Annotated in this window: 8 protein-coding genes; 2 read left to right on the plus strand and 6 right to left on the minus strand. The window is 40.9% G+C overall.

What is annotated here, in order from left to right; all coding sequences use genetic code 11:
* The first annotated feature begins 220 nt into the window (after positions 1-220).
* Positions 221-1843 carry a citramalate synthase gene (gene cimA, locus IAR63_RS01185; protein ID WP_187706294.1) on the plus strand — a complete coding sequence of 541 codons (1623 nt, stop codon included), beginning with the start codon at positions 221-223 and terminating at the stop codon, positions 1841-1843.
* A 24-nt stretch (positions 1844-1867) separates the two neighbouring features.
* On the opposite strand, the gene IAR63_RS01190 is transcribed toward cimA, so the two are convergent.
* The 5 genes from IAR63_RS01190 to tftA form a co-directional block, all read right to left on the minus strand.
* Entirely contained in the window at positions 1868-2107 is a 240-nt protein-coding gene (locus tag IAR63_RS01190; protein ID WP_187706295.1) for a 2Fe-2S iron-sulfur cluster-binding protein, read from the minus strand.
* 29 nt (positions 2108-2136) lie between these two features.
* Positions 2137-3642 (minus strand): cobyric acid synthase CobQ, encoded by a 1506-nt coding sequence (cobQ, locus tag IAR63_RS01195; RefSeq protein ID WP_187706296.1) that lies wholly within the window; start codon positions 3640-3642, stop codon positions 2137-2139.
* 15 nt (positions 3643-3657) lie between these two features.
* The gene (locus IAR63_RS01200; RefSeq protein WP_006277160.1) at positions 3658-4065 is read right to left on the minus strand and encodes an Npun_F0494 family protein; all 408 of its coding nucleotides are present in this window, start codon (positions 4063-4065) and stop codon (positions 3658-3660) included.
* 507 nt (positions 4066-4572) lie between these two features.
* On the minus strand, positions 4573-7680 hold the full coding sequence (locus IAR63_RS01205; protein WP_187707298.1) for a valine--tRNA ligase: 3108 nt from the start codon (positions 7678-7680) through the stop codon (positions 4573-4575).
* Positions 7681-7825: 145 nt separating this feature from the next.
* Positions 7826-9178 carry a hormogonium tapered terminus morphoprotein TftA gene (tftA, locus tag IAR63_RS01210; RefSeq protein WP_187706297.1) on the minus strand — a complete coding sequence of 451 codons (1353 nt, stop codon included), beginning with the start codon at positions 9176-9178 and terminating at the stop codon, positions 7826-7828.
* A 132-nt stretch (positions 9179-9310) separates the two neighbouring features.
* Between tftA and dnaG the strand changes: the two genes are divergently transcribed.
* Positions 9311-11218: a DNA primase gene (gene dnaG, locus IAR63_RS01215; protein WP_187706298.1), complete on the plus strand. Its 1908-nt coding sequence runs from the start codon at positions 9311-9313 to the stop codon at positions 11216-11218.
* Between the two features lie 89 nt (positions 11219-11307).
* Here dnaG and ureG read toward each other — a convergent pair whose 3' ends face one another.
* On the minus strand, positions 11308-11904 hold the full coding sequence (gene ureG, locus IAR63_RS01220; RefSeq protein ID WP_187706299.1) for an urease accessory protein UreG: 597 nt from the start codon (positions 11902-11904) through the stop codon (positions 11308-11310).
* Positions 11905-11930: the final 26 nt, after the last annotated feature.

Raw genomic sequence — 11930 nt, forward strand, 5'->3', positions numbered from 1 at the left:
ACCCCAAAACGACACAATCTATCGGGGATGCCTTGCTTTCTACCTTAACCGTACAAGGGAGGTAACGGCAAATTCCGCTTCGTGAGATTCAACTTTTTTCCAATCTTTTTAACTTTTAAGGATATTTTAAACATATTTAAGTTACGGCTAATTAATAGCTACATTGCACAGTGATGAGAGAACATAGAAAATAGGTAGTAGTTTACCAGATCTTTGCTTTATGACCAAAGCTCTATCCAAGCCAATTCTAATCTATGACACCACTCTCCGAGACGGCAGTCAACGGGAAGGCTTGTCATTATCTATACAAGACAAATTATGTATTGCCCATAAACTGGATCAATTAGGTGTACCTTTTATAGAAGGTGGTTGGCCAGGCGCTAATCCCAAGGATATAGAGTTCTTTTGGCAAGTGGGCAAAAATCCCCTGCAGCAAGCTCAACTAGTCCCCTTTTGCTCCACCCGTCGTCCTTTTTCCCAAGCTATTAATGAACCCATGCTAGAACCGATTTTAGCTGCGGGCACAACTTGGGTGACAATTTTTGGCAAATCTTGGGATCTACATGTTACAGAGGGCATTAAGACCTCTTTGGATGAGAATTTGTCCATGATTGGTGATACCATCGAGTATTTACGTTCCCAAGGTAAGCGGGTAATTTATGATGCTGAGCATTGGTTTGATGGATATAAGCAAAATCCAGATTATGCCTTGCAGACCATCAAAATAGCTGCCCAATGCGGTGCTGAGTGGTTAGTTTTATGTGATACTAATGGTGGAACTTTTCCCCAGGAGGTTTCCCAAATTGTTACTATTGTTAGCAAGTCAATTTCTGACTGGTCATCAAATGTCCATATTGGCATCCATACTCATAATGACGGAGAAATGGCAGTTGCTAATGCTATTACAGCTGTAATGGCGGGAGCTACAATGGTTCAGGGGACGATAAATGGTTATGGTGAACGCTGTGGCAATGCTAATCTCTGTTCTTTAATCCCCAACTTACAATTAAAACTAGGTTATAATTGTATTGGCGAACATCTACTAAGTCAACTGACATCTACAAGTCGTTTTGTCAGTGAAGTGGTTAATTTGGCACCAGATGATCACGCGCCCTATGTAGGACGTTCAGCTTTTGCTCATAAAGGTGGCATTCATGTCTCAGCTGTGGAGCGCAACTCTCTCACTTATGAACATATCCAACCGGAGCAAGTGGGGAATCTCCGTCGAGTCGTGATTTCTGAACAAGCTGGGGTAAGTAACGTTTTAGCCAAGGCAAAAACTTTGGGCATAGAATTAGATAAACATGACCCGAAAACCAAGGAAATTCTCAGACGCATTAAGGAACTAGAAAATGAAGGCTATCAATTTGAAGCTGCAGAAGCTAGTTTTGTCCTATTAATGTATGAAGTATTAGGACTCAAGCAACAGTTCTTTGAAGTCCAGGGTTTTCGAGTACATTGTGATCTAGCCAACGAAAAAAACATCACCAACTCCCTAGCTACAATTAAGGTAGGTGTGGGGGGAGAAAATATTTTAGAGGTAGCAGAAGGAAACGGTCCCGTTGCAGCTTTAGACGCAGCGTTACGTAAAGCGCTGTTGAATTTTTACCCTCAAATTGCCGAGTTTGAACTAACAGACTACAAAGTGAGAATTCTCAATGGTAATGTGGGCACCTCTGCCAAAACCCGGGCCCTAATTGAGTCTGGTAATGGTCAAGCACGTTGGACAACCGTAGGAGTATCCACTAATATTTTGGAAGCTTCCTATCAAGCGGTGGTAGCAGGTTTGGAATATGGTTTACTAGTACATTTTCCATCTTCCGTTCCCTACTGTAAAATCTAAACTTGCCCACCTACATCAGCATTTCTACCAGGTGGGATCGGTAAAAAGATGTATGGTTAATTCCTCCGTTACTGCAGGAACAGGTGTAATGCAGGCACGGATAACTTCACCATCATCTAATTCTACAGTACAAGCATGACAACTCCCCATTAAACAACCAGTGGGTATGCACACTCCTGCTCTTTCTGCCACATCTAATAGGGATTCTCCTATTGTGGCTTTGACGGTAACATTATCTGGTAAAAAGCGAATATTAATCGTCATGGTAAATGGGAATGTGAGATAAAGCGTTTTTACAATCTGATGGTGTCAACATTAGTTAGGGGACTCAGATTCAAATGGCTTTCAATTTCAGTAGCTAGGGAATCTAAAATCTTTTCTCTGTGTTCTCCGTAATTGGCAACACCAGTGGGCAAAGACTTGAGACCGCGCTGTTGACGAAGACGATTTAGCCAACTGCGTCTCCAAGCTCCGTTATCAAAAATTCCGTGTAAATAAGTACCCCAAATTGATTGACAATTATCTACTAGACCTAAATTAGCATCATCAAATAGGGGTTGACAGGGGGATTCATGACTGGATTTATCCGTGGGTTCTTCTACGCGAGAACGTCCTTGGTGAATTTCAAATCCCTGTATGGGTAGACCCATCTGGGGATAATTGGAAATTACCTGACGCTGACGGGCGGTTTTTTGCCCTGTAATTATGGTTTTAATTGGCAATAGGTTTAATCCCTGATATTTCCCGGGTGGACCCTCAATTCCTTCTGGGTCTGCCACTACTTGACCTAACATTTGAAAACCACCACAGATACCTAAAACTGTGCCTCCACTGGCCGCATATTGTTGAATTGCTTCCGCCATGCCACTTTTTTGTAGCACAATTAGATCGGCTATTGTGGTTTTTGTCCCTGGAATAATGACCGCATCAGGATATCCTAACTCCTGTTTAGGACTTATATATTTCACCGATATTGTTGGTTCCGATTCCAATGGATCAAAGTCGGTGAAATTAGCAATTCTTGGTAATCGGATAACTGCTATATTCAGATCAGATTCAAATTTAGTGGATTTGCGATCCAATAAGTCCAGGGAATCTTCTGCGGGGAATATTTCTGAAATGTATGGTATCACCCCAAGTACTGGAATTCCCGTCCGTTCTTCTAGCCATGTAATTCCCGGATCCAGCAGGGAACGCATTCCTCGGAACTTATTGATGATTATCCCCTTGATTAGAGCTCGTTCCTCTGGTTCTAACAATTCCAGGGTACCAACTACATGAGCAAAAGCTCCACCTCTATCAATATCAACTACGAGAATAGTGGATGCTCCTAGATATTTGGCCACCCGCATGTTGGTTAGGTCCCGATGCTTGAGATTAATTTCCGCAGGACTGCCAGCACCTTCACAAACAATCAAATCAAATTCCGAGCTTAATTGTTTCAGAGATTCTTGGATCGTTTGCCAACCTATTTCAAAATACTGTTCATAATAATCCCTAGCACTAACCTTACCTACAACTTTTCCCTTAATAATGACCTGAGAAGTCATATCTCCCTGGGGTTTGAGTAAAATTGGATTCATTTCTACCGTTGGAGGTATTTTAGCTGCCCAAGCTTGTACAGCTTGAGCGTAGCCTATTTCTCCACCATTAGCCGTGACATAGGCATTTAAAGCCATATTTTGGCCTTTAAAGGGAGCCACTCGCCATCCCTTTTGAGAAAAGATACGACACAAAGCTGTTGTGATTAGAGACTTACCCGCGTGGGATGTTGTTCCCACCACCATAATTGATTTCATACTTCCATCCGAAATTTAGATTGACGGTAGACGCAACCAACGAGTTATAGCATCCTGCAGGCGATCGCCCCATGAAGCTCTAGTCCAGGGTTGGTGGGCAAATTTTTCCACCAATTGATGACCAAGGGGTGTGAGACGAAATCGATCAGTGATTCCTTGTCCATCAACTTCTCGACGTAATACCCCGACTTCAATCAACCAACCCAAAGCATTATCACATCTTAACCCTGAGAGACTAACTTGGGTATAACCCTGTTGGACACCATTTACCGTGGCGATCGCTCCTTGGGGAATACTTTGACTTTGCATGTCTCGAAAGAGTTTCAGGCGAAAGGGTGAACAGATGAGGGCTCGCTCTGCTCTAGATAGTGTTTTTCGAGTATACACAAAAGATTTAGGATTTGGCGAATTTACCATATTCATAAGTTTACATATTTAGAGTTGAGTTATAGTATCATGTAAGTCCTACAACAGATGCAATTTCAGCTATTATTTATTTTCATTTGGTGGGGTTGACTATTGACCTTTGGATGTGATACCCTGACAATGGAAGTCCTTGCACTTTTCCACAGATGCTCACACTCCATTATACTTAACCCTCATATTGCCACATTTTTATCCCCTCGACCATAAAAAAAGTTATCTCATCCCCCTAATTTTTTCTTATTATTTATCCCTATATAAATAAATGTAGATAGATAAATTTGATTATGCACTTATATCCGGTTGGTTTGTTGGGTTTCGTTCCTCAACCCAACCTACGTTGATCTTATATTTAATTCCACCCACCCACTTATTCCTAACTTTTTTAAATCCTCCAAATTTTGTAATGATCTTTTTTGATGTTAAACCCATTTCCTTGAATCAAACTATTAACTCCAACCTCTGGTGTTTTTTATAATAGTCGGTTAGAAACCGACTTAATGTACCCTACAATAAATCAGCGAGTCTCTCCCTGAGAATCTGAGCTTGTTTTTCTGCTTCTGCTAGAGTATCTCTAGCGGTTTGCACCACAGCTGGGGGAGCTTTGTCAACAAAGTTAGGATTATTCAACCTTCCAGTTAAAGCATCTATTTCTGCTTGCACTTTACCTAGGCTTTTTTCCAATTTGGCTCGCAACACCTCCACATCAACCACCCCAGTTAGGGGAATTACTATCTGTACTGTACCTACCACACCTGAAATCGAATTTTCCTTCACACTGACGTTAGGTTCTGTGGATTCTGTAGATTTGGTTTCCGATGCTGGTGCTTTTGAGGGAGCTGTAAGGTATTTGTCCAAAAATTCCCGTCTGGCTTTCCAATTGACCAAATGACGCAAAACAAACCAAACTACATAAAACAAACCCACAGCTTCAAATAAAGCTCCAAAAAGTGGTACACTCAATAGTGTATTGCCCACAAAAAAGGCAACTTTGAGTATCACCAACACACCCAAAATTATGGCTAGGGTTCTGAAATTATCCCAATAGGGACTGCTGAAAATCTCGCTATTCTTGAAGATATTCCCGAGATTATTCGCGATATTAGTCCCTACATCAGTTCCTACATTAACTTCTGGTTCTTCCTCAACCTCGCTACTCTCTTGAGGAATGTTAATAGTTAAAGTTTCCACCTTAGCTAGGTCTTTGATATAATCTTGCCCAACAACTAAAATTGCTCTTTCCTTTTCGCTATCACTTTCTAAATTAGCAGTTATTTTTGCCCCAGGTTTAACATCAGCTTCTGCACGCAAATTGCGAATATTACGAATGGTAGCAATCAACAAATCAAACTGTTCTTCTAACTCAGAATCAATTAATTTATTATCCGCTTCTGGATAACTTTGCAAGGCTAAAAATTGCCCGTTGTCTATTGGTTGTTGGGTGAGGGTTTGCCAAATTTCTTCCGTAATATGGGGCATGAAAGGATGTAATAACTTTAACACTCCCGATAAAACTAAGGCCAGTATTTGCTGGGCAGTTTTCCGCGATACGGGATCCGCATCCTTTTGTAATCTGGATTTTACCAGTTCAATATACCAATCACAAAAGTCTCCCCAAATAAATTCATATAACCCCTTAGCTGCTTCCCCTAACCCATAATTATCAATATGGTTGTTGGTTTGTTTTACCACTTGATGATAACGGGAAAGAATCCATCTGTCACTCAGTTCTATCCCCTGGGGTTCCCCCAACTGCTCTGGTGTTTGTCCGTCCAAATTCATCATCACAAATCTGGCCGCATTCCATAATTTATTAGCAAAATTACGAGATGCTTCTACTGAAACTGACTCATCCTTTTTACGGTCATATTCTAAACGAATATCTTGACCTGCACCAACCACTTCTTTTACTAGGGTGTAACGTAAAGCGTCCGTACCATATTTGTCAATCAACAATAATGGATCAATCCCATTATTAGCTGACTTGGACATTTTCTTGTTGTTCTCATCTCGGACAAGACCATGAATATAAACCGTTTGAAAAGGCATTTTTCCGGTGAAATGTCCAGCCATCATAGTCATTCTTGCTACCCAGAAAAATATAATATCAAAGCCCGTAACGAGAGTGGTTGTGGGGTAATATGTGTCAAAATCTTGGGTTTTTTCTGGCCATCCCAGGGTAGAAAATGGCCATAACCCGGAAGAAAACCATGTGTCTAACACATCCGGATCTTGAATTAGTTGCACATTTTCAACCCCTAAAGCTCGGGCCTTTTCTAGGGCCTCCGTTTCGTTGTGAGCCACAAAATAGGGTGTGCTGTCGGTAATTTCTCCCCCAGTTTCACTCACAGCATACCAAGCGGGAATTTGATGACCCCACCACAACTGACGGGAAATACACCAGTCCCTTAGATTGACTAACCAGTCACGATATACTTTTCCCCACCTCTGGGGGACAAATTCCGGTGAGTTCTCTTGGTCTAGGAACTCTAGGGTTTTGTCCGCTAAAGGACGAATTTTCACAAACCACTGGGTAGAAAGTAGGGGCTCAACAGGAACTTTACCGCGATCGCTATAAGGTACTGTGTGTTTATATTCTTCTACTTTTATTAGTAGATTTTCCGATTCCAAACGACTAATTACATTCTTTCTAGCAACAAATCGGTCTTGTCCCTGAAATTCCCCCGCATTGTCGTTAAGAGTGCCATCTTTATTCATAATATTAATAAACGGCAAGTTGTGGCGTTTACCCATTTCAAAATCGTTAGGGTCATGGGCGGGGGTAACTTTCACACATCCCGTACCAAAAGCAGGATCAACCAACTCATCAGCAATAATTGGGATTTGTCGGTTCATAATCGGCAAATTTAGGGTTTTTCCGATTATATCCTTATACCTTGAGTCCTCTGGGTTGACTGCAACTGCTGTGTCTCCTAACATGGTTTCTGGTCTAGTGGTAGCTACCTCCACATATCCAGTACCATCTGTAAGATGATAGCGAAAATGCCACAGATTACCATTTACTTCCTTGGGTTCTACCTCTAGGTCCGATACAGCAGACTGGGAAGCTGGACACCAGTTGACTAAATAATTACTACGGTAAATTAACCCCTCTTCATAAAGTTTAATAAATGCTTCTAAAACAGCTTTTGATAACCCTTCATCTAAGGTAAAGCGTTCCCGTGACCAATCCACTGAAACACCCAAACGTCGTAACTGATTAATAATCGTACCACCAGACTCAGCTTTCCATTGCCAAGCCCTTTCTAAGAATTTCTCTCTACCTAATTCGTAGCGGTTTTTACCTTCTGATTTAAGTTTTTTTTCTAAAATAGTTTGCACTGCTATACTTGCGTGGTCAGTACCAGGTAGCCATAGTGTATTCCTTCCTTTCATCCGATGATATCTCACCAGGGCATCAATTAGCGCACTTTCAAAGGCATGACCCATGTGCAAACTACCAGTGACATTTGGAGGCGGAATAACAACACAGTATGGCACGCCAGGGTGATTAGGATCTGCTTTGTAAATTTGATTTTCTTCCCAGGATGTTTGCCATTTTGCTTCTGTGGAGAAGGGTTCGTAAAGACTAGGAAGATTGGTGATTGCAGTCATGCTAGAAATAATCTGTTTAGGGACTAGTTTTTGAGAACTCGGATCCATTGTGCCATAAGGTTGAAGACTATGCGAAAAATCAATGGGGAGAAGGATTGAAAAAACGCGTCCAACCACCGAATTAGACCCCCCTGAATTAGACCAGCTAAATTAGTCCTGCTGACTCATATAGTCTTTTGAACAAGGCTTTAATTTTTGTTCCATAGTCTAAATCCGCTGACCATCTCCCAGAAAGTTGATCCACTGAGGGTGCTACTCCCCTGGTGACAAACCTAAAACGCGGATCTACTTCTTCTTGCACTAATGGTTCCAAACTTGCGTATGCTTTTAAGTGTTGAATATGGGCTCTAACACCAATTCTCGCACTACTAAAAGAAGCTGCTTCTGCACCACCACTAATTCCTCCTAAACCGGCAAAATTGTTTTGTTGTGGTTTAATATCACCGCCAAATCTTAAAAATCCGGTTTCTAAACACATCTGACAAAAGGCAATGTCATGATTTACACCCTCTAATGTGGCTTCTTCTCGATAGAGTTTTGGTATATCCCCAAACTGATTTAAGGCATTTTCGTTGTTGTTGCGCAAAAACAGTTGTAATTGCACTTCTGTGGTACTACCATTGGAAATTATTTTATCAATATGTCCAGCACAAATTGCCAAAACCGAACGCAGTTTTACGGTTTTGGTGCTGCTATCCCAAGCAATGGAAATGTTAAAGTCCCGCAGTTCGATGGCTTTAACATAAACAATACGACGATAAGTTACACGATTAATATTAGATCCCTGTGATAAATCAATGCGCAGTCTATCTACTAGGTCTACAGGGATATAGGAATTACCATTAATTAATATTCCTTGTTCACCATAGTTTTGCCCATTAATATTAATGTTAATTGCCAGATAATTGGCATCTACAGGGGTCCCAGGTTTAGGATCAATGATTTGACTCCAACCAACTAATCCATCAACAATTCCTAGGGCAAAATCCCGACGACGAGTTTGTAATAAATTCCGGTCTTCTGGACTGGTGATAAACCCCACCTGCATCAGTAATGCAGGAAGATTGGTTTGACGACAAAATTGTAAACTCCCCAAACCACTATCCGTATCTGGTCTCACTCCCCGACTGGGCAGTTGATTGACGCGACGCAACAAACCTGTTAACAGTATTTCTGCATTTTGTTTCCGCTCGGTGTTGTTAGCAATATAAAACACTCCCGCACCTCTGACTGTGGGGTTATTAGCACCATCAGTGTGAATTTCCAGCGCCACATCACCAGCACGACTACGAGAATTAATCCAAGAGATGGTTTGGACAGCACTTAAATCATCGGGAACAGATAAAACTTCTAAGTTACGACCTCGCAGTTCTGTAACAATTAGGTCTCGTAACAGAATCATTTCTCCGGATTCTGTTGTACCCCCAGCTATAGATCCCGGGTCAATTTTGCCATTTTCTTTACCCCCATGTGCAGCGGAAATGAAAATACGTCCCATTTTGATGAATTCCTATGGTTAAAAGGAAATTTTTTGAATTAAATTTTACTCCAGTAATATGCGATTCTGGCAATCCCATTCTACTAATTTTAATGGTACTATGAACTTGTGCGATAAATAGTTCCTGAAGAAATGCAAATCCCCCGTTTACACCCAGATACCGTGGAAGAGGTTAAACATCGTGCGGACATTGTGGATGTTATCTCAGATTATGTGGTTTTACGCAGACGAGGTAAGGATTTTGTCGGTTTATGTCCTTTTCATGAGGAGAAAACCCCCAGTTTTACCGTCAGTCCTACTAAGCAAATATACTATTGCTTCGGTTGTCAGGCTTCCGGGAATGCTATTAAGTTTATCATGGACTTGAATAAGAGACAGTTTGCAGAAGTGGTTCTGGACTTGGCGAAACGCTATCAAGTGCCTGTGAAAACTTTAGCACCCGAACAAAGACAGGAATTACAACGTCAGTTATCTTTACGGGAGCAATTATTTGAGGTTTTAGCGTCTACGAGTCAATTTTATCAACACGTTCTAAGACAGGATATAGGTCAACAAGCACTACAATATTTACAAGGAAAACGGTTTTTAAAAACAGAGACTGTGGAAAAGTTTGCCTTGGGTTATGCTCCTCCAGGTTGGGAAACTTTATATCATTATCTGGTGGAAAATAAAAATTACCCCGCCCACCTGGTAGAAAAAGCTGGTTTGATTAAACCAAGAAAGGAAGGTGGTGGTTATTATGATGTATTTCGTAATAGGTTGATGATTCCCATTCGTGATGTTCAAGGTAGGGTGATTGCTTTTGGTGGTAGAACTTTGACTGATGAACAACCAAAATATTTGAATTCTCCCGAAACAGAATTATTTGATAAGAGTAAAACCCTATTTGCTTTGGATCTGGCTAAAGATGCTATTTCTAAATTGGATCAGGCGGTGGTTGTAGAGGGATATTTTGATGCGATCGCCCTCCATGCCAAAGGAATTAATAATGTGGTAGCTTCTTTGGGTACGGCGTTGAGTTTAGAACAGGTAAGATTATTATTGCGGTATAGTGAATCAAAACAATTAGTGCTAAATTTTGATGGAGATAAGGCAGGTATTAATGCCACAGAACGAGCAATTGGGGAAATCAGCAACTTGGCATATAAGGGTGAGGTACAGTTAAAAATCTTGCATATTCCTGATGGTAAGGATGCGGATGAATACTTAAAAAATCACTCGGTAACAGACTATGGGCAATTATTAGTTGACGCCCCCCTGTGGTTAGACTGGCAAATTGCACAAGTTATTCAAGGTCGAGATTTAAAACAACCTACGGATTTTCAATTGGTGAGTAGGGAGTTTGTTAAGCTATTGCAAAAAATTTTAAATAGTGATACTTTGAATTATTATATCTCCCACTGTGCGGAAATCCTCAGTTTAGGAGATAGTAGATTAATACCCCTGAGAGTGGAAAATCTCATTACTCAGGTTACACCCACTGCAATTTTACGCCCCACCCCAAATTCTACAATATGGTCAAAAACATCCCCCATATCCCATCCTCAACCCAGTCTGTTGGAGCAAGCTGAAGGATTATTATTAAGAATCTTTCTCCATTGTCCTCAAGAGCGTCAAGTAATCATCGAAACCTTGGGATCCAGTAATTTGGAATTTAGTGTTTCCCATCATCGTTTTTTATGGGAAAAAAGTTTGCAGTTCCCTTCACAAACCCTAGATTTAATTTCTCAATTACAGAACCTCTATTTGGAAACACAAAATGATCTAGGTCCGGTTCAGCATATATTCCAACTGAATGAGAAGAATAAACAAGAAATATTACTACGCACAAATCAACTAGTACAAGCTGCGATCGCCTGTATGGAAAAAGTATTTAGGGAAAATCGCTATCGTCACTTTTTAGAACTTTGGCAAAAAACAGATCCCAACACGGATCCAGATCAGTATAATCTTTATGCCCAAACTATATATGCTGACAAGATGCGAATACAAGAATTAAGCAAGCAACGTCAATTATCCATAGCAGACCTAATTGATTAATAGATTCTACTCTGGGAAATTATTTGTAGGATGGGTTTTGTTCCTCAACCCATCCTACGTTCATCTTATATTTAATTCCACCCACCCACTTAGCAGATCTTTGATATGATAAAATCAATTACATCTGTTAATCCCACTTGGGTTTTCAAGTTGGTCAAGATAAAAGGGCGATCGCCACGCATTCTCTTGGTGTCTCGTTCCATAACATTTAGATCTGCACCAACGTAGGGAGCGAGATCAGTTTTGTTAATGACCAGTAAATCCGACTTAGTAATTCCCGGTCCACCCTTGCGGGGAATTTTATCCCCCGCAGCAACGTCTATAACATAAATGGTTAAATCCACCAGTTCCGGACTAAATGTAGCAGCTAGATTATCTCCCCCACTTTCTAAAAAGACCACATCTAGATCGGTAAACTTCTCTTCTAACTGTTCAATAGCTGCCAAATTCATAGAAGCATCCTCTCTAATCGCTGTGTGAGGACATCCCCCCGTCTCCACCCCCAAAATACGATCCTTTTCTAATGCTTGAGAGCGAACTAAAAATTGTGCATCCTCTTGAGTATAAATATCGTTGGTAACAACCGCTAATTTATAACTCTCTCTCAATGATTTACATAGTGCATCCACTAAAGCCGTCTTGCCAGAACCCACAGGTCCTGCTACTCCTACACGATAGGCACTCATAAGCAATAATTAGTTATTATTAATGT

Source organism: Cylindrospermopsis curvispora GIHE-G1 (assembly GCF_014489415.1).
Taxonomy (GTDB): Bacteria; Cyanobacteriota; Cyanobacteriia; order Cyanobacteriales; family Nostocaceae; genus Raphidiopsis; species Raphidiopsis curvispora_A.

Bases quoted from the DNA above. Each gene is read 5' to 3' on its own strand.
- IAR63_RS01200 (WP_006277160.1), bottom strand. From the start codon at position 4,065: ATGAATATGGTAAATTCGCCAAATCCTAAATCTTTTGTGTATACTCGA.
- cobQ (WP_187706296.1), bottom strand. From the start codon at position 3,642: ATGAAATCAATTATGGTGGTGGGAACAACATCCCACGCGGGTAAGTCT.
- IAR63_RS01190 (WP_187706295.1), bottom strand. From the start codon at position 2,107: ATGACGATTAATATTCGCTTTTTACCAGATAATGTTACCGTCAAAGCC.
- dnaG (WP_187706298.1), top strand. From the start codon at position 9,311: ATGCAAATCCCCCGTTTACACCCAGATACCGTGGAAGAGGTTAAACAT.
- tftA (WP_187706297.1), bottom strand. From the start codon at position 9,178: ATGGGACGTATTTTCATTTCCGCTGCACATGGGGGTAAAGAAAATGGC.
- IAR63_RS01205 (WP_187707298.1), bottom strand. From the start codon at position 7,680: ATGACTGCAATCACCAATCTTCCTAGTCTTTACGAACCCTTCTCCACA.
- cimA (WP_187706294.1), top strand. From the start codon at position 221: ATGACCAAAGCTCTATCCAAGCCAATTCTAATCTATGACACCACTCTC.
- ureG (WP_187706299.1), bottom strand. From the start codon at position 11,904: ATGAGTGCCTATCGTGTAGGAGTAGCAGGACCTGTGGGTTCTGGCAAG.